The sequence below is a fragment of the Thermoflexus sp. genome (genome assembly GCF_025055495.1).
Taxonomy (GTDB): Bacteria; Chloroflexota; Anaerolineae; order Thermoflexales; family Thermoflexaceae; genus Thermoflexus.
This window is the reverse complement of sequence record NZ_JANWXB010000172.1, coordinates 1-21,802: the sequence shown is the minus strand read 5'-3', so window position 1 is coordinate 21,802 and position 21,802 is coordinate 1. Positions and strand designations below refer to the sequence as shown.

Here is a 21,802-nt window from a genome sequence, read left to right as displayed (position 1 = left end):
CCGAAAACCCCTAAATGAAAAATGGACAAAGCGCTAGCCCGCCCATAGTAAAATCCGATCCGAATTATAACACGTGATACTCCTCACAAGTCGCTCGCTTCGTCAGTCCTTTCCCATCCCCTGTTGCGGTTACGGAACCTGAAAGGCCATCACCCGATGCCCTCCCGCATCCGCTATCCAGATCCACCCATCGGGACCCACGGCGATCCCCTGCGGCAACCCAAAGGAGGTTGCATCCTCCCCATACTGTCCGAAACTCAACAATGGATCGCCCTGCTCACTGAACACCAGCACACGAAATCCGGTGGGATCAGTCGCGAAGATCCGGCCTCGCGCGTCCACAGCCACGTGAGGCTTGTTGGTGACCGACGGATCCAGCCACCCGGCGATCTCCCAGGACCGGACTGGCGTTCCATCGGGCATAACGATCTGGATTCGCTTATTCCAGGTGTCTGCAATCACTAGGTTGCCGTCCGGAAGAACCGCAATCCCTACTGGCTCATCCAGCTGGCCGGGCAAGATTCCAGGTCCGCCCCAGGCTTCCAGAAACCGACCATCCCGTGTGAACACCTGAACCCGCTTGTTGCCGGTATCCGTAACATAGAGGCGGTCCCCCCCTACGATCAGATCCCGGGGGCCGAAAAAGAGCCCGGGATTCTCCTGCGGATCCTGGGAAGCCTGAGCAAATCCTCCCCAGGCCCGGAGGAAGCGACCGTCGGGGGTGAACTGCTGGATCCGATGGTTCCAGAGATCGGCCACATACACGGAGCCATCGGGGGCTACGGCGATGCCCCACGGCTCGTTGAACTGCCCGGCCCCTAAAGGCAGAGGCCCCGCTCCATCCGGGTCCACGCACCCCGGCTGGCCGCTTTCGTAGAGGGCACAGAACGACCCCCAGGCGCGCAGGAAGCGGCCGTCGGGGGCGAAGGCCTGCACCCGGTGGTTCCCGCCATCCGTCACATAGATGGTTCCATCCGGACCAACGGCCACGTCATGGGGCGTGTTGAAGCGGCCGGGTTCAGCGCCGAACCCTCCGATGACCAGTGTCGCGGTGATCACCTGGCGAACTCGGGCATAGGGATCCGTTTCCACAGGGGCCTGGGCTTGCTGGGGACGCAAGGGCCAGGCTTTCGCCGCCACATCCTTCCGGATGAAGAGCTTGAAGTCGTGAACGAGGGGCCACGTGTCGATCCGGTGTTGCTTCCCCGTGATCCGGTCATAACGCGTGTAATCCCGGCTCCAGAAGATGTCCCACAGCGCGGCCCGACGCTCCGGATCCAGAAGCCAGCGCCAGAGACGCCCCCAGGTCAGCTCCCGATAATCCTCCATCGGCCACCAGATGAGATGATATTGATAAGCCTCGTGGGTGTTCCGGAGGATGTTTTCCACCTTATACCAGTTGGCGCTGCCCACGATGAGGACCGGAGACTCGAGGTCCTCGCGCCGCGGGGTATCTCCAAAGTAGCGAGAGCGCCAGTCCCGGAGATACCACGAGAAGGGCCATGCGCTATCGTTATCATAGGCGATCACGGTTTGATCCCGACCGATGGCGCGAGCGATCTCCTCGATCTGTTGCATGGCGATCTTCACCCCCGGGCCGCCATGGGCGTAGACGCCGTGCTCGAGGGCTAGGTCGTAATTGATGAAACTGAAGCGCCATGAGACGTGCAGGGTGGCGAACATCAAGGCGGCCAGGGCTGCCAGCGCAAAGGATTGCAGGAGGCCGGAGAGGCCGATGCGAGGGCGAAGGTAAACCCAGACCCCCAGGATGATCCCCATGCCCAGCGCCGCCGCGATCACCTGGTTGGCCGCCACCAGCGATTCCAGGGTCGCAGTCTGGAGCGCGAGGCGGGCCTGAGGCCAGGCTGTTATCAGGCCCAGGAAGGCGGTCCCAAAGGGAAACACCAGCAGAGCGGCGATCGCGCCTCCGCCCTGCCACCAGCGCCGCCAATCCAGCCCACCCAGGGTATCCTGCAGGAAGACGGCGGAGAGGAGAACCATCGGCGTCGCCAGATGAACGGTCAGCCATGGCATCTTCTCCCCAGCCAGGGTATACGCGACCCATGAGAGGATCACCCAGGCGCTCAGGAAGCCTCGGAACGCCCAACCCAGGCGGTCTGGGATCGGGGCGTCCGCCATCCAGCGACCCGCGTAGTAACCCAGGGCTAATAGGGAGAGGAGCATGGGCATGAACTCATACATCGGGGCGATGACGAAATAGTAAAAAAGCGGCTGGCTCCCCCGTTGGACACACTGCTGGGCCAGCCAGTAGCCGAGGGAGCCCAGGTAACCGGTGGCGACCCCAGCGCCGTTGGTGAAGAAGGTGGTGAAGAGAGGCAGCGTGATCCCGAAGAAGATCCCCAGGAGGATCAGCCAGCGGCCCGGATCCCAGGCCATCCCGAGCCCGGTGCTGAGGGCCCCGAAAACCAGGAACAGCACCAGGACCCGGATCATCTCCTCGGTGACGCCGCTGAAGGCCCCGCTTTCAAACAGAGACATTGAGGCGAACGGCTGTTGGGTCAGCAGAAGCGCTACCGGGTTCAGCCAGACCAGGCCTGCCGCGGGGAGCATCCACAGGCTGAGGCCGCCGATGACCATCATCAGATCAAAGGCGGGCTGCTCGCGCAATCGGGCACGCCCCCACCGCCCGGCCAGCACCCAGGCCAAAGCGCCGATCCCGACCAGGGCGACCAGCCCCCCAACCAGGGCGATCCACCGGCCGTGCATCGGAATGTTCTCCGGCCGACACACGAACGCCCCGGGGATCGCTTCCCGTCCGGATTCCAATCCAACCAGCGTCGCGACACCCCCCAGGACAAGCAACCCGGTCCCTACCCCCAGCCATAATCGATCGTCCCGAGAGCATCGAGGATCCTGCAATACCGCCACGCTCCAGGCCAGAAAGAGCACAGACCCAAAGATCGCGAGATAGATGAAGGCGGCTTCCATCGTGGTGTAGAACAGCGCGATCACCGCGGCCAGGCCATACAGCCAGCGGGCCTCCCGCGTCTCCAGATACGCGAAGATCATCCAGACCGTGAGGACGGCCCACAGGGCCATCAGGCCCTCATCCCGGATATAGCGGCTGTGATAGAGGATCATCGGGGAAATCAGGAAGAAAAAGGAGGCCAGAAGGCTCCCCCAGCGTCCCAGCCAACGGCGCATGAAGAGCGGAAGCATCACCAGGGCGATCCCGGCGATGGCCACCGGAAGCCGGCCGGAGAAGTCATCGGCGCCGAACAGGAGATAGGCCAAGGCGTCCAGATGGAATTTCAGGGGGCCGTGCATCATGGGCGTGTGGGTGAAGCCCCTTCCCTGAAACAATTCCCAGGCATAGAAGACGTGCAAGCTCTCATCGTGGCTCATCACCCGATCGCCCAGGCGCCACAAGCGGGTGAAGAGGGCGGCGGCGAACAGCGCTAAGTAAGCCCCGCGCTCCAGGGGCGTGAGATCCATCCACAACGCCCGCCATCGAGAGGGCGCAGGAGCGATTGCCGTGCCTTCCATTCCCAGCGCTCCGAGGGGGGATCCGGAACCGAATGCGGATTATAGCATGGGAGCCTGAGGCGGATGGAAGAAAAATGAGGGAAAGCTGGGGATCCGACGGCGGAAGCCAGGCGGGATGGCCATCGCAGGCGGGTGGGACGTTGAGCCATTCCCGACCTCATCGCTCATGGGTGTTCCCCTCGCCCCTCCCCGGAGCACCCTCGCCCGTAATGCGTTGTCCGCCGGGAGCGCTTCGCCTCTAAACTGGCGGCAAACATCCCTCGATTATTCCCCTCTTTGAGGCCCTTTGGGGCTCGGGGAGGGGGATGGCCTACGCATCGAAAGCACGATCGGTTCAAGGGAGCACTGCGGGCCCTACGCAGCCGCCATCCGCCGCGTCGAGAGGCGCATCCTCCTTTTATGGAAGCCGCGCCCACAGCACCATCCGACGCTCGACCGGATTCAGGCCCTCTTGATCTGCGATGGCTGGAAATGAACGTCCGACCCACTGCTCCGGATCCAAGGGAACCGGCATGCCCTCCGGGGTGAGCCACACCTCCCCGATCTCCGGAGCAGGCGGGCGGCGATGAACGGCGACTTCGAATCCCCGAAGAGTCCACCGCCAGAACGCTTCCTCCTCTTCGGCCACCACCACCACCGAAAGCCCGCCGGGCCAACCGCGCCGGCGCGCGGCCTCCTGCCGTAGCACCTCCACGGTGTCTCGCAGCGCTGGCGCGGCCATCTCAGGAAGGGAGAGCCCGGCGACCGGATCCACCCGCCGCACCAAGGCAGCTACCCCGGCCAGCTGGGCCAGGCCCAGGGCGACGATGAGGATCCCCGCGATCCCGATCGCCGCTGGGTTCCGAATCCACGATCCCCGAAAGGAACCTCCCGAATCCTTCCCCTCTTCCCTTTCCAACAGGCCCCCGATGATCCAGACCCCAAGCCCCAGAAGCCCCAGCACCCCGATGAGGACCAGCCCGCGTGCCTCCCCTGTTCCCACCTGAAGATTCATAAAAGCCGCGACGGTGCCCAGCCCGAGCCCGCCGATCCCCGCCGTCCCCAGAACCGCCGTTCGCTGCGATCGCCAGACCGGTTCCGCCGCTTCCCAAACCCATTGCGCCGTGAACCCCGCCAGCGCCGCCCACGGGATCAGCGCCACAGCATGTTCGGTGAACGGGGCGCGGAACCGGATGAGCTGTAAACCGATCCCGATCCCCGCGGCCATCGTCAACGCCGTCCCGAAGCGATCCCGTCGATGGATGGCCATGGCTCCCCCGGCCAGCCCCAGCGCCAGGATCGGCGCCTCCCCAGAAAGGAACGTCCGCATCGCTTCCCACCACACAGGAAGACCTTCCGGGGCGAAGCCGGCAAGCCAAGCCGAGAGGCCTTCCACCGTCTCCCGCGTCCCGCTTCCCCGCCATCCGCCCCACGCGCCGACCAGCAACGCCGTCAGCCCGAAGAGCCCCAGGGCCTTCCAGCGAGGAAAAGCCGGCTCCGGTGGAAGCAACCAGAAAATCGGCAACAGCATCAGGCTACCGGTCCAGAACGCCGGCCCCGCCGCCACCCCCGCGCCGAGGAGGACGGCGATCCCGATCCAGCGCCCTGGCCGGGGAATCCGCCATAAGGCCAGGGCTGCCGCCAGCGCCGCTGCCGCAACGATCCCGCCATCCAGAAAGCGGGAGGCCATCAGCGCCGTGGGGGAAACGGCCCAGAGCCAGGCCGCCCCGATCGCCCCGGCCAGGCCGATCGGGCGCATGAGGGCCCAGAGGGCCACGACCCCAAGGGCACCCGCCAGCGCCGCGCCCGAACGCATCCATCCCTCATCGGGCCCGAAGATCGCAAAAACCGTGGCGTTCCAGCCCGCTAACAGCGGGCTGCCCCCGGGTGACAGCACGCCGCCGCGCCATGCCACCCAGGCCTGGGCCGCCTCCATCGGCGCGGCCGGCCGAACCCCCAGATCCCATCCCCGCAACAGGAGCGCCAGTGCGAACAGCCCGCCCAGGGTCAGCGCCTCCGGCCAGCGGCGCCCTTCAAACCCCTCCCTCATTCCCGCCTCCGGTAAATCACCGTCTCGCCGCTCTGGAAGACCGGATCCATCAGCTGCTCGAACTTCTGTAACGCCTGGGGAGGAAACTCCCGCCGTTCCGTGTGGCCGATGATCACATAGACAATGTTATACTTCTCCAGCAACATCCGGGTCGCTTCCAGATCTGGAGATTCCCAGAGCACCTGGAGATCCGGCTCCCGGCGGGCGATCTCGGCGTAGGAGCCCCGCCACTGGTGCTCGTGGCCTGCCCAGCCCAACACCGTCGGCAGACCGGTATGGGCAGCGAAGCGCCCGAACTCCGGTTGGAACGAGATCCCGCGCCATCCGGGAGCCTCCAGGATCACCGGCGCACCCGATACGTGCTGGTTCAACCAGTCGATCGCCGCCAGGTCATCCGGCGCCCATTGCGCCAGATACGCATACCCGTCCAGAGTCGGCGTGCGAACGAAGAAGTCCGCCTTGATGGGGATCATCAGGGCGGGATAGAGCGCTGCCAGCGCGATCATGCTGCTGAACCACCCGGCCAGCAGCGGACGCGCACCCTTTCCCCATTCCCACAGGGCGCCCATCCCCCAGGCCAGGGCGAGGCTCCAGAGCACCCACGTCTGGTAATAGAACTTAAAGACCGTGTTCATTCGGGTGCCGAAGAAATCCCTCAGGAAAACGAACTCCACGGCCCAGGCCAGCGCCGCGCCAAACCCAATGAGCAGACCCACAAACGCCTCGACGTTCCCCCTGCGCCTCCAGAGCGCAACGGCGCCCACGCCCATCCCGGCCAGCAGCATCGGCACCCAGGGGCCACTGCCCGGGAATGGCCTCCCGTTCACGATCACTTCGCCGTCCAGCAATCGCCCATACACCCACGGCCTCAGCGCCTCCAGCGGAACCGGCGATCCGGGCATGGGAAGCGGGATCGCCAGCGCGAGCGTGTAGAGCCCCACCAGCAGCCCCACCGGGACCAGCCCCAGACCCAGAACGCCCAACAGGACTCGCTTGCCCCAGCGCCCCAGATCCGCCACCCCACGACGCCGGGCTTCCACCAGCATTAGGAGAATCAAGCCAACGGCTTGGAAGCCGAACATCACCAGAAACTGCGGCAACCGGGTCCCGTTGTAAAGATTAGGAAGAAGCCCGCCGGCCTGAGAGCGGAACCCCATATAAAACGGCAGATACAACAACACCCCGAGCCCCAGGATGCCCCCGGCCAGCCCGAGGACCTCCCTTTGCCAGGACGGAGGAGGGCGTTCCGCTGCCCATGCGCCCAGCGCCCAGGTGGCCAGCAGAAGGCCCGTATAGATCGGGAAATCCCAGGTGTTCAGAAAGGCCAGACCGCCGAAGACGACCGGGAATATCCAGAATGGCGGGCCGTGGTCCTGGAGGAAGCGGAGGAGGGTCTTCCACTCCCCGAGGGAGAACAGGCCGGGGAACCGTTGGGCGGCCTGGAAGACGGCGAGGGCCAATCCGATCGCCATCAGGGTGAAGGGCAGCGCCAGCACATGCGGGTGCAGATCCCCTAACAGGAAGCTAAACTGGGGGAACTCGTCGATGACCTCCTGATGCTGGCCGTCGGGTGTGTAATCCCGCACCACCCGGGAGGCCCGCCACCACGCCCACACCCGGTCCGCGGGAGGCCAGCACGAGGGCCATGGTCGCGCGGGGGGCGGCTCATTTAGCTCCGGGATGTCCAGCCAGGCCCAGAAGCCTGGATCCCGGATCCAGCCGCACGCGTGGGCCAGGTCCAGGATCGCCTCGCCGTTCCCGGCCAAGCCGATCCAGAAGGCGCTGAGCAGCGCCACCGCCCAGGCCATGCGACGGCGCGCCGGGCGATAGAGGGCCCAGAGATTCCATCCGAGACCTGCCGCCGCCAGCAGAGTAAGCGCGAACCAGGAGGAAACCCCGAGATTAAACGTGAGGCGGGTCGGCAGGCCGGAAAGCTCCGTGAGGAAGCCCAGGAGGATATAGCCGAAATAATAGTAGCTGATGGCGAAGCCGGATAACCATGGATCGTGGGGAGGGAAGCGATCCGCCCGGACCACCGCATTGAGAAAGGCCAGTTCCATGGGCTTCTCGGTGTAGGTGATTTCGGGGTTGTAAGCGCGGAAGAGCGTCCAGCCGGAGAAGGCCATGGCGAACAGAAGCTCGTAGAAGAGGGTCAGGCCGCGGTGAGCCCACAGCCAGCGCCATGGGGATTCGCCGGATCGCCCAGCCAGCCAGAGCCCGAGGCCCAGGACCAGCCCCCAGGCGGCGATCGCTCCTCCCGGAGAGGCGGGGAAGATCCCCAGGCTCCCCCCCCACCACCAGACAAAGCCCATCATCAGGAGACCCAGCGGGCGGGCCAGAGCCAACCCGCGATCCGGAAGGGGGCGGAAGATCACAAACGCCAGGGGCCAGGCCGATGCGCCGATGAGGACCAGCAATAACCACCAAAGAGCCGACGGAACCATTTGCGGTAGTGTTTTGCTGCTAACGGATGAGGAGTGGGGCATCCATGGCCCCTCCCCGAGGCCCTTCGCCTTCGGGACTCAAGGAGGGGAGATTTGATAGATTTTGGACGGGCGAAGCCGCCTTCGGCGGCCTCGCCCGTCCAAAACTCCCTGCGAAATCGGGGGTGCGATCAGTTACCAAGGAAGCACCACCCCATTTGCGATCGCCAGCCAGCGGGGATGCGTGGGCGGATGCCGTAGCGATGAGCCAGCCTCTTCGGGGAAGTCCTGATCGCTTCGTGATGTTCTGAGCGTTCGGAATACGGGGCGCGCCCCGTTCTCCGAAGGATGCTTTCTCTCCCCGCCCAAGGCCCTCCGGCCGATGGGCGGGGAGAGATCCGGAAGACCAGGGTAGTCCCACAACAAAAAATCGGGGGCCCGTAGGATCCTCGAAGGCCCCCATGTGATCGCCGCTGGCTCAGCCCATCAGGGTCGCCCGCAGCCCTTCCATGCGGGTGCGGACACTGCCGTCCACGATGCGATCGCCCACCCGGATCACCAGCCCGCCCAGGATCGTGGGATCCACCCGGAAGATCACATCGCCGGCGAGCTCCAGGCGGTCGGAGAGCTCCTTTCGGAGGTTCTGCTTCTCCTCTTCCTGCAGCGGGATCGCGCTGATGACCTCCACCCGATCCCCTTTCAGACCGCGAAGCTCCTCCAGGACCTTCGAAGGGACTACGGTAAAGAACTCCTGGATCAGACGCCGGTGACGCGACTCATCCAGCGCGTCGCTCACGACCCGATGGGCAGCGGCCAGGGCCAGGGCTGCAATCTGCGTGCGCAACTCGCCGAGGATCCGTTCCCGCTCCCGTTCCGCCTCCTCCCGGGCGACCTCGAGAATGCGCTGGGCCTCAGTCCGCGCCTCAGAGAGGATCTGGGCGCGCTGTTGTTCAGCCTGGCGGACCGCCTCTGCGACGATCCGCTGGCGCTCGGCCAGCGCCTCCTCCAGGATACGCTGGCGCTCTGCCTGCATGCTCGCCCGCAACTGCTCCGCCGCCTTCGCGTCCTCCAGCCCCTTTTCAATCAACGCCCGCCGCTCCTCCAGCGCCCTTAACACCCGCGGGAAGACCAACCGGGACAGGAGGAACCAGATCAACAGAAAGTTAAGGATCTGGGCGATCAGATAAATGGGATTAATCCCAAGGGCCTCCAACGCCAGCCTCCTGAGCCGTGGGGGTGAACAGAGATCAGGCAACGAACTTCAACAGCAACGCCACAACCAACGCGTAAATCGCGATCGCTTCCGCGAAGGCGATGGCCAGGATCATGTTCAGCTGGATCTGAGGGGTTGCCTCCGGATTGCGCCCGATGGCCTGCAGCGCCCCGCTGGCCAGAAGGCCGATGCCGATCCCAGGGCCCAGCGCTCCCAGACCGATCGCCAGACCCGCTCCCAGCACACTCAAAGCCTGCGGCGAGAGAATCTCCTGCGCCAGAATCAGCCCCAGCATCTTTAAACCTCCCGAGTGAGTTTAGAATTTAGATCGTGCTTCGACACAGTTATGAATTGGGGATTTAGGGGATGGAGGCCTGTTCGAGGAGCGATAGCCCCTTCCCCCTTTCTCCCCTCTCCCCACGGTCCAGAGGGCCGTGGGGAGAGGGGATTTTTTACTTTACTTTCAGCATCAGGAAGCGCAACCCGTCCCAAACAAGTAAGGACCACCGGATTATGAATGATGCCCTTCAGAGTGTTCCTCCCCATGCCCAGCCGTCGCCAAGGCGATGAACACCATGGTCAGCATCATAAAAATGAACGCCTGGATAAGCCCGACGAAGATCTCCAGCCCATAGAAGACAGCGGGAACCAGCAGGGGGAGCAGGAAGATCATGATCCCCAACAGCACGTGGCCAGCGAAGATGTTCCCGAACAATCGGAACGAGAAGGAGACGATCTTGGCCACCTCGCTGATCAGCTCTAACAGGCTGACCAGGAACTCAATCACCCCCATGAAGCCACGACGGAGCGCCCGAAGATTAAAGAACTTCCAGAAGTAGCCCGGCCCCAGGGCGCGAACGCCCCACACCTGCACCATGAAGACCGCCACCAGCGCCAGCCCGATGGTGAAGTTGAGATCCGTGCTCAGGGCCCGCAGATAGGGGACCAGCACGAAGCCTTCCTCGCCGTGGGCTTCCGGGTGCTCCCCGGCCTTCTTCTCTTTGTCCTTTCCATCGTGCGGCTCCGGGTGAGCCTCATGGCCCGCCGCTTCCGCCGGAGCGATCGGCTCCGCGGTGAGCAGGGTGAGCGGCCCCCAGTGGATCACCGCATAGCCTCCGCCATGGCCGTGAGCCGGCTCCACTTTTCCAATCGAATCGAAGCCCGGGAGCAATCCCAGCCAGTTGGCAGCCAGCACCATCAGGAAAATCGAAGCCACCAGAGGGAAGACTTGGCGCGCGCGATGGCCCAGCACCACCCGGGCCAGGTTCTCATAGAGGGCTTCCACCATGAACTCGAAGAGATTCACCAGGACTCCCAGCCCCCGAACCGGTGGCGGAAGCGGCCCGGCCCGCCGGGCCGCCAGGAGACCCAACCCCAGAACCGCCAGATCCACCAGAATCATAGCGACCATCGTATTGGTGAGGGGAGCACCGAAGAACAACGGCCCGGTCAGCGGCTCGGGTTTGACCAGGATCACCGGCAGAACCGCCTTCACGGGCTTCCCGCCGACTGGGAGCCCCTGTCCTAACGTGCCGAAGAACAGAGAGGTCCCCAGCACGAACCCCAGGATCAGAGGCACCACCACCAGCGTCTGGAAGTAACGGATCACCCGGGTGTCTCGCAGGCCCCACACGACCAGGGCGATCACCAGGGCATCGATGAGGAGGATCCCCATCAAACCCGTTGCGGAGGCCAGGAATGTTGCCCCTGCTCCCCGCAGAAGATCCCCCAGCCCCCCCAGCAACCAGAGGGCCGCCTGCCCTCCCACCCCACACGAGAGCAGGACAATCAACCCAAGCAGCAAATAGGGACCCATCCGTCGGATCAGCTTGCCCATCGCCGCGATCGAACCTCCTGTTAAGATGGATGTTCCTCCATGGGGCTGGAGGAACCCAATTCCGGTTTCTCCGGTTTCCTGGGCGGCTCCATGCGAAACTGAGCGGCGGCCGTCATCGCCGCGCGAACCATCACCACCAATCCCAGGGCCGCGCCCACGATCATGCATGCCGCGGTCAGCACCGGCCGGGTCCCCAGGCGGAGATCCAGCCAGAGCCCACACAGCATCGCTCCCACCACCGCCACCACGGGGATAAAACCGATCTGAGAGAGCGCCCCCGCCAGCGCCAGATTCCAGACCCGGATCCACCAGCGCCCAGGCGTTTTCATCGTCACCCTTTGTCTGTCCCTCTCGTCACAAAAAGCGGCCTTAATATGATACCTTTCCTCCCATACTCCTGACAAGGGTCAGCCTTGAAAATCCACCCTAGGACACTGCTTTTCATATGGGGCTCCGTCGTTGGGAACCGGTCGGACCAGTAGGAAGGGCTCCATCCTCTACACTTCCCTACCCCAAGAGGGGATAAAAGATCTCCTTGGGGGACGGAGCCAACCACGTAACTCCATAATATCTTTGGGCACGGGGCGGAGGGCCTTCAGCCCCCGGTCCCGCACTCCAGAATATTCTTTAAGATCGCTCTTGGGACCAGGCGGGCTGTTGAAGGCAGTTCGCCCGTCCCCGACCCCCGACTAAAAAGCCTGAGCCGCCATCTGGGCCAGCAGATAAAGCGGATACACCAGCACCGTCAATAGCAGCACCCCGGCCACGGTGAACCACAGGGTGAATCGGGCGGGGCGGGAGATCCAGACCGGCTTCTCCTCCTCCGGCGAGCGGTCCACATACATGGCCCGGGCCACCATGATGTAATAATAAAATGCAACCATGGCGTTCAGCACCCCGGCGATGGCCAGCCAGAGCAAACCGCTCTCGATCGCCGCCGCGAAGACGAGGAGCTTGGCGAAGAAGCCCACCAGCGGCGGGATCCCGCCGAGGGACAGCAGCGCGGCCAGCATGGCCAGGGCCAGCCCCGGCGAGCGCCGGGAGAGCCCGGCCAGATCCCGGATCTCCTCGCTTCCGGTCACATTGGTCATGATGACCGCGACAGCGAAGGCGGCGATGTTCATCAAGGTGTAGATCCCTAGGTAGAAGATCGAGGCGGCGACCCCCAGCGGGCTGGCCGCGGCGATCCCGATCAGGATGTAACCCGCCTGGGCGATGCTGGAATACGCCAGCAGCCGCTTGAGGTTCCGTTGCGGGATGGCCAGGAGGTTCCCCACCGTCATCGTGACGAAGGCGAGGGCCGCCATGATCGCCACCCAGTTTGCTTGCGCGGTGGGGAACGCTTCAATCATCGCCCGGATCAGGACCGCGAAGCCTGCCGCCTTGGAGGCCACAGAGATGAAAGCGGTCACCGGCGTTGGCGCCCCTTCATACACATCGGGGGTCCAGAAATGAAAGGGCACGGCGGAGACCTTAAAACCGAAGCCCACCAGGATCAATAGGAGGGCAGCCATCACCGCAGGCGCTGGCAGCCCGGCCAGCGCCTGGGCAATGCGGGCGTAGGCGATCTCACCAGTGAAACCGTAAATCAACGCCAGACCGTAAAGCATAATCGTGGAGCTAAAGACACCAAACAGGAAATACTTTAAGCCAGCCTCCGCCGATCGAGGCGTATCTCGCAGATATCCTGCCAGCAGATAAAGGGCAATCCCCACCGTCTCCAGCGCCAGATACAGCATCACCAAATTGACCGCCGCCCCCATCAGCCCCATCCCCAGAACGGAGATGAGGAGGAGGATATAGTATTCCCCACTCTGGCGAAGGGGGCGGAAATCCATTGAAATGGCCACCGTGAGGATCCCCGCGAGCAGGAAGATCACCCGGAAGAGCATGGCCGCTAGATCCGCCCGCACCGAGCCCCCAAAGGCCTCATAGGGCACCGCGATCCCGCCAGCCAGTTGGGCCGCCTGGACCGCGGTCACCGTTAGGGCGGCCGCCAGCCCACCGATCGCCCAATAGCCCAGCTCTCGCTTGCGCCCTTCTGGAAGCCAGGCATCCACAGCCATCATCAGGGCGGCCGCCAGCACCAGCACGATCTCCGGCAAAACCGACCAGAGATGCGCCCACCACGACAATTCCATCGGTCATTCCTCCTCTGTGCGCGCTGAGATCCTCAACGGATGGAGGCGACCATTGCCCCTTGCAGCAGGGCGACAATGGGCTCCACACCGGTCTGGATCATATCGGTCATGATCCGCGGGAACACGCCGATCAGGACGAACCACACCGCCAGGGTGACGATGGCCACCTTATCCAGCGCGGTGACATCCCCCACATGGGGATATCGCCACCGATCCAGCTCCCCGAAGAACGTGGCCTGGAGCGCCCGCAGGATGTAGGCGGCGGACAGGGCGATGCTGGGCGCCGCTAAGATGGCCACCCAGGGATACCACCAGGCCGTATCCCGGGCCGCCCAGATCCCGGCGAACACCTGGAACTCGGCCACAAAGCCGGAGAAGCCCGGCATCCCCATCGCCACCAGGCCGCCCAGGATGAAGCCCAAGGTGGCCATCGGCATCGCTCGAGCGAAACCGCCCAGATGGGCCAAATAACGGGTATGCGCCTGATCATAGACCATCCCGACCGTCGCGAACAGAATGGCCGCCATCACCCCGTGCGAGAACATCTGGAGGACCGCCCCTGTCAGCCCGGTCACGTTCATCGCCGCGAACCCGATGGTCACAAAGGCCATGTGGCCGATGCTGGAGAAGGCGATCACGTATTTCAGATCCTCCTGCACCAGCGAGATCGCGGCCGAATAGAGGGCGGCGACCACGGCCAGAAAGACCACCACCGGCAGCCAGTAAACCGCCCCACCGGGCAACAATTCGATCCCCACCCGCAGCGCGCTGTAGGCGCCCACCTTCATCACCACCCCGGCCAGGAACATGGAGCCCGCCGTGGGCGCCGCCGAGTGGCCGTCCGGCACCCAGTTGTGGAACGGCCACAGGCCCGCTGTCACCGCGAAGCCCAGGAAAACCGGAAGGAACCAGAGATAATCAAAGCGCACCACCTGGCCGAACACTTCCACCGTTTGGGCGAAGGCTCCCCGGGCGGCCAGCTCCCGAAGCACATCCATATCGAAGGTGCGGACCGGGGAGACGAAATAGAGAGCTAACGCGCCTACCAGGGCGATGATGGAGCCCACCAGGGTGTAGAGGACCAGCTTCATCGCCGCGTATTCTTTGCGGGTGGAGCCCCAGATGGCGATCAGGAAATACTTGGGGAAAATGGCGATCTCATAGAAGAAAAACAATAGCACTAAGTTCTGCGCTACGAAGACCCCCGTGATGCCGCTGGCCAGAAGCAGCATAAAGGCGAACAGTTCGTGGGGGCGATCCTCAATGTTCCAGGACACCAGCACCCCGGTGAAAAGCACAAGAGCCGAAAGCAGCACCAGCGGCAGGCTCACGCCGTCCACGCCAACGTAATAATGGATGCCCAGCTCGGGGAGCCACGACATCCGCTCCACGAACTGATACCCTCCGGCCGCCCGGTCGTAAGCCAGAAACGCCCAGAGGGCCAGCAGCAACGTGAAGCCGGAGACCGTCGCCGCGAACACCCGCGCTGCCTCCTTTTGATGGCGCGGGATGAGCAGCAGAAGCAAAGCCCCGACCAGGGGCGTGAACACGATGAAGCTGAGAATCGGGATGGACACCGATGGGATCGTCATCCCTCATGCTCCCGAGACGAGATCAGATACAGGAGATCGATACGACGGCGAGTCATCCTCTAAGGCATCATCCGAACAGCCGTGCCAGCGTTGCGTTCAACGTCGGCACGATCCAGGCGGGCCACAGGCCCGTTAGCAGCATGAAGACCATCAGAGGGGCCACCGCCAAGATCTCGCGGGCGCTTATCTCCGGCAAACGAGCCCAGCGCGGGTTCAGCGGCCCATGGAGCACTTTCTGGATGGCCTTCGTGATGAAGGCCCCGGTGATCAACAGCCCAAGCATCGCAATCGCCGTGAGGGTCGTGAAGACCGGCCAGGAGCCCTGCACCACCATATACTCGGCTACGAACCCCGCCAGCCCGGGCAGGCCCACCGAAGCCATCGCGCAGTAGATCAGGATCCCCCCATAGATCGGCATCCGCGTCCAGAGCCCCCCGTAAGCCTCCAGATCGCGGGTATGCGTCCGATCGTAAACCACCCCCACCAGCGCGAACATCGCCGCGGAGGAGAGGCCGTGGGCGAACAGCTGCAGGGCCGCCCCGTTCACCGCGATGAGGGCATAATCCCGAACCGCCGGGTTGCCCAGCGCGTAGCCCGCCACGGCGATTCCCAGCACCACGAAGCCCATGTGGTTCACCGAGGAGTAAGCCACCAGCCGCTTGAAGTCCCGCTGGCCCAGCGCGGCATAGGCACCGAAAACGATAGCGGCCGTCGCGAGAAGAGCCAGAGCGATCGCGAAGCGAGTGGACTCCGTCGGGAAGAGCGGGAAAACGATGCGCAGGAAACCATAGGCGCCCAGCTTTAACAGGATCCCCGCCAGGATCATGGAACCTGCTGTCGGCGCCTCCGTGTGGGCATCAGGCAGCCAAGTGTGGAACGGCCATACCGGGACCTTGATCGCGAAAGCGATGACGAAGGCCCAGAAGACGATGGCCTTCACCACCTCCATCGGGACCCCCGCCAGGGTCCCCTGGAGGGCCGGCCAGCGCCGGCTGACCTCCAGCAGATCAAAGGTTCCTCCCTGCATACCTCCCAGAGCGGCCCAGATGAGCTGGATCCCCAGCAAGAGGCCGAGGGATCCGGCCATGGTATAGAGAATGAACTTCAAAGCCGCGTAATGCCGCCGCTCCGGCGCTCCCCAGTTGTTGATCAGGAAATACATGGGCACCAGCCCCAGTTCCCAGAACAGGAAGAACAACAGGAGATCCAGGCTGACGAAGACCCCCAGGATCCCCGTCTCCAGGGCCAGGAAGAGCGCAAAGTAGGTCCGTGGATCCTCTGTGATGTTGAATGAGACCAGAACACCCAGCGGGGTGAGCAGAGCGGTCAGGAAAATCAGCATAACGCTCAGGCCATCGACCCCCAGATAGTAATTGGCATTCACTTGAGGGAACCAGACCGCTCGCTCCACAAACTGGAACCCGGGCTGGTCCAGATCGAGATTCAACCAGAGCCAGGCGGAGAGAACGAGGGGGATCAAACTGAAGAAGAGCGCCAGCCCCCGATGCAGACGAACACTATCCCGCGGGGTCAGGGCGATGATCCCCGCGCCCAGCAAAGGGGTGAACGTGATCAGGGTCAGGATCGGGATCGGATACCCGAACAGCGTCATCGCTCGCTTCCCTCGTTGGGATGACTCGGGATCAAAGGTCGCCTTGCGTAACTCCTAACGGAATATCCCCTACCGGCAAAAGGAAGGGCCATCCATCGCTGCCATCGTTGAGAGCCCTAATACCCCCTAAATCATTCGTTTATTCGTGCCCCATTCGTGGACGGCCCTCCCTTCTCAGAATCCCCGCAGCATCGGCGCCACTGTGTAGAGAACGATGAAGCCCAGGACCCCCAGGACCACCACCAGCAGGTAGTTCTGGACCAGGCCGGTCTGCAGGGTCCGCAGTTCGCGGCCGGCGGCCTTCACGGCTTCCCCAATCCCATCGCCGATGCCATTCACCACCACTCGATCGAACAGGCGCAGGGCGCCCCCCATCGACCAGACCGCATCGGCGACCCCGTGGAGGAACCCATCGATAACCTTGAGGTCCATGAAGAAGGCCACCGCGCGCTCCGCCAGCCACAGCGTCGGACGGACAAAGAGGACTTGATAGAGATCATCGATATACCACCGGTTCTTAAGGAAGATATAAATCGGGCCCAGGCGGATCAGGGGATCCGGCTCCCCGGCAGCCAGGGGACGACGGGCGTAAACGACCCATCCCAGGAAGAGCCCGGCCAGCGCGATCAGAGAAGAAAGCACAACAGGTGCCGGATTAAAGGGCGGAGCCTTGGGGTGTTCCAGCAGGGTCTCCCCAACGAAATCGTGGAACCAGTTGCCGCCGGTCAGCGCCGCCAGCCCAGGGAATCCCTCGGGCACTCCGACATACCCCCCGAAGACAGCGAAGAAAGCGAGGAAGACCAGGGGGAAGATCATCGAGCCCGGGCTCTCTTCCGCGTGGGCGGCCGCAGGCGTGCGGGGTTCGCCGAGGAACGTCAGGGCGATCTGGCGCATCGTGTAAAAACCGGTCAGGATAGCCGCCGCCACCAGCAGCAGGAAAACCAGCAACGGCAGCAGTTCCCCTTTCTCAAAAGCACCGTGGAAGGCCTCCGCCAGGATCTCATCCTTGCTCCAGAACCCGGCGGTGATCAGCGGGAACCCCGCCAGGGCCAGCCCACCCGCCACAAAGGTCCAGAAGGTCACCGGCATGCGTCGGGCCAGGCCCCCCATATTGAACATGTCGTTGGGATCAAAGGGCTCCTCATGGCCGTGCCCGTGACCGGCGTGATGGTGCCCATGTTCGACGGCGTGGATCACCGAGCCGGAGCCTAGGAAGAGCAACGCCTTGAAAAAGGCGTGGGTGATCAGGTGGAAGGCCGCAGCCACATAGGCCCCAATGCCCACGGCCGCCAGCATGTAGCCGAGCTGGGAGATCGTGGAATACGCCAGCACCCGCTTGATATCATTCTGGGCCACGCCCATCGTGGCCGCCATCAAAGCGGTGAAGGCGCCGATGAGGGCCACCACCCAGAAAGCGGTCTCGCCACCCAGACCATGTTGGCCAGCTTGAAGCAAAGGGAACATCCGGATGGTGGTATAGACGCCCGCTGAAACCATCGTAGCCGCATGGATCATCGCGCTGACCGGGGTGGGGCCTTCCATGGCATCCGGCAACCAGACGTGGAGCGGGAACTGAGCGCTCTTCCCCACCGTCCCGGCGAACAGCAACAGCGAAGCCAGGGCCGCCACCGACAGGCCCGCCACATAGGAGGGGGTCTCGGCCAGGGTCTTCAACGTCTCCGGATTGCGCAGGATGTCATGGAAATTCAAGGTCCCAGTCTGGGCATAAAGGTAAGCGATGCCCAGGAGCATCAACACGTCGCCTACCCGGGTGGTCATAAACGCCTTCACAGCGGCGCGGTAGGCCGAGGGCTTTCGATACCAGAAGCCGATGAGGGCATAAGAGCAGAAGCCCATCACCTCCCAGCCGATGAACAGCATCAGCAGATTGTCGGCCACCACCAGGAGCAGCATCGCCGCTTCGAAGAGGGAGAGGAGCGCGAAGAAGCGGCTGTAGTGAGGATCCCCGGCCATATAGCCCACGCTATAGATGAAAATCATCAGCGAGACCAGAGGCACCATGAACAGCATCACCGCCCCCAGCGGGTCCACCAGCACGCCAAACTCCAGCGGACGAGGGCCAACCGGGAGCCAGGGGATCCGAAGGGCGATGGGGTGCTCCCCCAGATGCTCCGTGCGGATGGCGGTCCAGAACACGATTTGGGAGAGCACGAAAGAGATCGCCACCGAGAGAATGGCAAGGGTATGGCTGAGGCGCTTCCAGCGGTTCGTGAACAGAGCGATCAGGCCGAAGGCGATAAAGGGCGGCCAGGGGATCAAGGCCACCAGCAACGGCAGGAGCGTTCCCTGATTCTCCATCCGTCTCCACCTCGAGGGATTAGCCCTTCAGGAGATCGATGTTCTCGACATCGACCGTCTCGCGATTGCGATAAATGCTGATGATCAGCGCCAGGCCTGCGGCCGCCTCCGCCGCCGCAACGACCAGCACGAAAAGGGCGAAGACCTGGCCGGTGGTCGCGGTGGGATGGAGATAACGCCAGAACGCCACCAGGCTCAGGTTCACCGCGTTCAACATCAACTCGATCGCCATGAGGATGGCGATGGCATTGCGTCGGGCCAGCACCCCATAAACACCGATGCAAAACAACGCGGTGGCCACCAGCAGATACCAGGTTAGGGGAACCATTCCGAACCTCCGAATGGATGCCTCATCTCATGGGCCCTATCCGAGCCTATCCGCAAAACCGATCGCTCCGCGGTCGGGAGAGGTCCGGTGGAGACAGCGGGGCCCCACCCTCTTCTCCCTACGAGCACTTTCATATCAAAATGGGGGTTCGAACAGGCCCTTAACGCTTCTCCCGGGCGATGAAGATCGCCCCGATCAACGCCGCCAGGATCATCACCGAGGCCAGCTCAAACGGCAGCGCGAACTGATTGGGATCCACCAGAGAGCGGCCCAGGGCTTCAATGGCGTCAGCGGGAACTCCCTGGGTCGCTTGGGGCCACGGGAAACCCGCGATGACCGGAGCTAAGAGGACGAAAAAGAGCCCGGCGATCACCGCGGCCGCCAGGCTCTGATTGTTCAATGGGGGACCCGGATTGCGGGCCATTCCGCGGGTGAGCATCACAGCGAAAATGATGAGAATAGAGATCGCCCCGATATAGATCAGAACCTGCACCCCGGCCAGGAATTCCGCCTCCAGCAGGACGAAGAGGCCCGCCACCCCAACTAAGGAGAGAATCAAATAGAGAACCGCATGGAAGAGATGACGGCTGAGAACGGTGAATAACCCCGCTCCCAGGGTCAGGATAGCAAACAGAACAAAAACGGCCTGGATCAGGGTCATTGCCAGCGTGCTCCTTCAACATGGGGTTTTGGGGTGGCGGGACGGGCGGCTGCGCCGCCCACCCCGCCATCCACTTTTTTCCTTGCCCCCTTTCTCGCACTGCTTCGCGGCGTGGGAAGGAGGGACAGGATCATTCCCAGATTGCCGGGGTTAATGAGCCCCCACGGCTTCCAGGGCCTCCGGCTCCTCCCCGGAAGCCGAAGCCATCGCGGCCATCCGCGCCCGATGTCCCAGATAGCCGGGAATGCCCAGGGCGCCGATCAGCATCGCCATGTTGAAGGCGAACATCCCGGCCGCCCAGAGCCCACCGGTCGCCCCAGCTGCCCGCAGGCCCTTATCCACCAGGGCGACACCGATCAGGTTCAGAATCATCAGCGGGGTCAGGAATTTCCAGTTCAGATTCAGCATCTGATCGATCCGAATACGGGGAAGCGTCGCCCGCAGCCAGAAGAACAGGAAGATCCCGACGCTCATCTTGATCAGGGTCCACAGATACGGCGGCAACCAGGGCCCACGCCACCCACCCAGGAAAAGAACGGCAAAGAGCGCGGAGACCACCAGGGCGTGGATGAACTCGCCCAGGAAGACCAGGGCGAACTTCATACCGCTGTATTCGATGTGGAAGCCCGCCACGATCTCGGATTCCGCCTCGAGGAGATCAAAGGGGGTTCGCCCTACCTCCGCCACCCCTGAAATCAGAAAAACCAACGCGGCCAGGGGGAGCACAAATAGATAAGGAACATCCTGGGCAAGCACAATTCCTACTGTGGACATCGTGCCCGCAACCATCACGACCACAACGACGCTGAACACCGCGGGGATCTCATAGCTGATCAACTGGGCTACCGCCCGGAAGGCGCCCAGCAGCGCGTATTTATTGTTGCTGCCCCATCCGGCCATCAGCACGCCCACCAGAGCCCCTGCCCCCACCGCCAGGGCGTAAAGGACGCCGATATTGAGATCCGCTCCCACCGCTCCCGGTCCGAAGGGGATCACCACCAGCGGCGCCAGGGCGCACGTGGCGATGATCAGTGGCGCCAGATTATAGACCCATCGATCCGCCCCCGCCGGCATGGTATCTTCTTTGGTCAACAGCTTGATCCCGTCCGCCACCGGCTGCAGGATCCCATAGGGGCCTGCCACATTGGGGCCTAAGCGATCCTGAAAACGGGCGACAATCTTACGCTCCACATAAGTTAGAATCGCAAACCCAATGAGGCCGAAGTTCGCCAGAAGAAAGGCCTTAATTAATCCAATGATTAAGAGAATCGCATCTTCGGGAAGCCCCCAGCTCTGAAGCAGGCCGCGCAGCCAGGCTCCAAGATAGGGAAATAAGTTGTAAATGAAATCGTAGATCTGGGCCATCTTCAACCTCACAGGAAAAAATCCTTTTAGGGTGCGGCGCCGAAGGCGCCCGGCTCCGCACCCTAAGCCCCAATGGAGAGGCGATCGGCGCAATTTCTCATCCATTATGCTTGGCGGGCGGGGCCATCCGAGGCGGCCCCGTCCACCCGCCAAACCTTTCAGGTCTTAGAGCTTGTCTGAATTACGCCCATTCCAGCGCGCCCTTGCGCCAGGCGTAAAGCAACCCTCCTAGAAGCAGAAGCAGGAACAGGGCCATCTCGATGACCGCATACAGGCCCAACTGATTATAGGCGACTGCCCACGGGAAGAGAAAAACCGCCTCTACATCAAACAACACAAAGATCAGGGCGAAAATATAGTATTGAGCGCGGAACTGGACCCAGGCATCCCCAACGGTTTGAACGCCACACTCATAGGTTTCCAGCTTAAGGGGATTGGGCTTCTTCGGACGCAGGAACCACCAGAGGAGCAAGACCACTCCGAGCAGGGCGAAGGACAGCAGAAGATACAGGCCGACCACCGCATATCCTTGAAGCACGGCCCGCCTCCCTTGTTGCAAGTATCACAAACACGTGGCGATTATAGCATGTGTCCGGATGGAGATCAAGGCGCTCTAGGACTATCTTAGCCTTCGTCTCCAGAAATAGAAGTTACGCTATGGGCAACTTCAGGCATCAATTCCGATCTGGGCGCCTCTGGGAGTTGGAAGCGGACCAGGTCCCTTCCCCCTGAAAATATGCTTTGGGGCTGGGGCGCCGCCTTCGGCGGCGCCCCA

15 protein-coding genes are annotated in these 21,802 nt (G+C 63.1%); all 15 read right to left on the bottom strand.

Going from position 1 to position 21,802, the window contains the following annotated elements; genetic code table 11:
* Positions 1 to 129: 129 nt before the first annotated feature.
* Complete coding sequence (locus NZM16_RS06025; RefSeq protein WP_295479293.1) at positions 130 to 3,507, bottom strand: flippase activity-associated protein Agl23; 3,378 nt, start codon at positions 3,505 to 3,507, stop codon at positions 130 to 132.
* Positions 3,508 to 3,904: 397 nt separating this feature from the next.
* A complete protein-coding gene (locus NZM16_RS06020) occupies positions 3,905 to 5,536 on the bottom strand; it encodes a hypothetical protein (protein WP_295448696.1) in 1,632 nt (543 codons plus the stop codon).
* Positions 5,533 to 8,022, bottom strand: coding sequence for a DUF2298 domain-containing protein (locus NZM16_RS06015; RefSeq protein WP_295479290.1), 2,490 nt, complete (start codon positions 8,020 to 8,022; stop codon positions 5,533 to 5,535). Before NZM16_RS06015 ends, NZM16_RS06020 begins: the two co-directional genes overlap by 4 nt.
* 415 nt (positions 8,023 to 8,437) lie before the next feature.
* Positions 8,438 to 9,172 (bottom strand): F0F1 ATP synthase subunit B, encoded by a 735-nt coding sequence (gene atpF / locus NZM16_RS06010; RefSeq protein WP_295479287.1) that lies wholly within the window; start codon positions 9,170 to 9,172, stop codon positions 8,438 to 8,440.
* A 34-nt stretch (positions 9,173 to 9,206) separates the two neighbouring features.
* Positions 9,207 to 9,467, bottom strand: coding sequence for an ATP synthase F0 subunit C (atpE, locus tag NZM16_RS06005; RefSeq protein ID WP_088570111.1), 261 nt, complete (start codon positions 9,465 to 9,467; stop codon positions 9,207 to 9,209).
* A gap of 216 nt (positions 9,468 to 9,683) precedes the next feature.
* Positions 9,684 to 11,009 (bottom strand): F0F1 ATP synthase subunit A, encoded by a 1,326-nt coding sequence (locus NZM16_RS06000; RefSeq protein ID WP_295448706.1) that lies wholly within the window; start codon positions 11,007 to 11,009, stop codon positions 9,684 to 9,686.
* Positions 11,010 to 11,029: 20 nt separating this feature from the next.
* Positions 11,030 to 11,338, bottom strand: coding sequence for an AtpZ/AtpI family protein (locus tag NZM16_RS05995; RefSeq protein ID WP_295448767.1), 309 nt, complete (start codon positions 11,336 to 11,338; stop codon positions 11,030 to 11,032).
* 360 nt (positions 11,339 to 11,698) lie between these two features.
* Entirely contained in the window at positions 11,699 to 13,150 is a 1,452-nt protein-coding gene (locus NZM16_RS05990; protein WP_295448709.1) for an NADH-quinone oxidoreductase subunit N, read from the bottom strand.
* Positions 13,151 to 13,182: 32 nt separating this feature from the next.
* Positions 13,183 to 14,742 carry a NuoM family protein gene (locus NZM16_RS05985; protein ID WP_295479285.1) on the bottom strand — a complete coding sequence of 520 codons (1,560 nt, stop codon included), beginning with the start codon at positions 14,740 to 14,742 and terminating at the stop codon, positions 13,183 to 13,185.
* 67 nt (positions 14,743 to 14,809) lie between these two features.
* Complete coding sequence (locus tag NZM16_RS05980; RefSeq protein WP_295448716.1) at positions 14,810 to 16,354, bottom strand: NuoM family protein; 1,545 nt, start codon at positions 16,352 to 16,354, stop codon at positions 14,810 to 14,812.
* A gap of 174 nt (positions 16,355 to 16,528) precedes the next feature.
* Positions 16,529 to 18,673: an NADH-quinone oxidoreductase subunit L gene (gene nuoL / locus NZM16_RS05975; protein WP_295448719.1), complete on the bottom strand. Its 2,145-nt coding sequence runs from the start codon at positions 18,671 to 18,673 to the stop codon at positions 16,529 to 16,531.
* Positions 18,674 to 18,692: 19 nt separating this feature from the next.
* Positions 18,693 to 19,001 (bottom strand): NADH-quinone oxidoreductase subunit NuoK, encoded by a 309-nt coding sequence (gene nuoK, locus NZM16_RS05970; protein WP_295448722.1) that lies wholly within the window; start codon positions 18,999 to 19,001, stop codon positions 18,693 to 18,695.
* A gap of 160 nt (positions 19,002 to 19,161) precedes the next feature.
* Positions 19,162 to 19,662 (bottom strand): NADH-quinone oxidoreductase subunit J, encoded by a 501-nt coding sequence (locus NZM16_RS05965; protein WP_295448725.1) that lies wholly within the window; start codon positions 19,660 to 19,662, stop codon positions 19,162 to 19,164.
* Positions 19,663 to 19,812: 150 nt separating this feature from the next.
* Positions 19,813 to 21,027 (bottom strand): NADH-quinone oxidoreductase subunit NuoH, encoded by a 1,215-nt coding sequence (gene nuoH, locus NZM16_RS05960; protein ID WP_295479282.1) that lies wholly within the window; start codon positions 21,025 to 21,027, stop codon positions 19,813 to 19,815.
* A 181-nt stretch (positions 21,028 to 21,208) separates the two neighbouring features.
* Positions 21,209 to 21,565 (bottom strand): NADH-quinone oxidoreductase subunit A, encoded by a 357-nt coding sequence (locus NZM16_RS05955; RefSeq protein ID WP_295448731.1) that lies wholly within the window; start codon positions 21,563 to 21,565, stop codon positions 21,209 to 21,211.
* Positions 21,566 to 21,802 lie beyond the last annotated feature (237 nt).

Excerpts from the sequence above, each read along its gene's own strand:
- NZM16_RS05965 (WP_295448725.1), bottom strand. The coding sequence starts at position 19,662 with ATGACCCTGATCCAGGCCGTTTTTGTTCTGTTTGCTATCCTGACCCTG.
- NZM16_RS05995 (WP_295448767.1), bottom strand. The coding sequence starts at position 11,338 with ATGAAAACGCCTGGGCGCTGGTGGATCCGGGTCTGGAATCTGGCGCTG.
- nuoL (WP_295448719.1), bottom strand. The coding sequence starts at position 18,673 with ATGGAGAATCAGGGAACGCTCCTGCCGTTGCTGGTGGCCTTGATCCCC.
- nuoK (WP_295448722.1), bottom strand. The coding sequence starts at position 19,001 with ATGGTTCCCCTAACCTGGTATCTGCTGGTGGCCACCGCGTTGTTTTGC.
- NZM16_RS05985 (WP_295479285.1), bottom strand. The coding sequence starts at position 14,742 with ATGACGATCCCATCGGTGTCCATCCCGATTCTCAGCTTCATCGTGTTC.
- NZM16_RS05990 (WP_295448709.1), bottom strand. The coding sequence starts at position 13,150 with ATGGAATTGTCGTGGTGGGCGCATCTCTGGTCGGTTTTGCCGGAGATC.
- nuoH (WP_295479282.1), bottom strand. The coding sequence starts at position 21,027 with ATGGCCCAGATCTACGATTTCATTTACAACTTATTTCCCTATCTTGGA.
- NZM16_RS05980 (WP_295448716.1), bottom strand. The coding sequence starts at position 16,354 with ATGACGCTGTTCGGGTATCCGATCCCGATCCTGACCCTGATCACGTTC.
- atpE (WP_088570111.1), bottom strand. The coding sequence starts at position 9,467 with ATGCTGGGGCTGATTCTGGCGCAGGAGATTCTCTCGCCGCAGGCTTTG.
- NZM16_RS06000 (WP_295448706.1), bottom strand. The coding sequence starts at position 11,009 with ATGGGCAAGCTGATCCGACGGATGGGTCCCTATTTGCTGCTTGGGTTG.
- NZM16_RS06015 (WP_295479290.1), bottom strand. The coding sequence starts at position 8,022 with ATGCCCCACTCCTCATCCGTTAGCAGCAAAACACTACCGCAAATGGTT.
- NZM16_RS06020 (WP_295448696.1), bottom strand. The coding sequence starts at position 5,536 with ATGAGGGAGGGGTTTGAAGGGCGCCGCTGGCCGGAGGCGCTGACCCTG.
- NZM16_RS06025 (WP_295479293.1), bottom strand. The coding sequence starts at position 3,507 with ATGGAAGGCACGGCAATCGCTCCTGCGCCCTCTCGATGGCGGGCGTTG.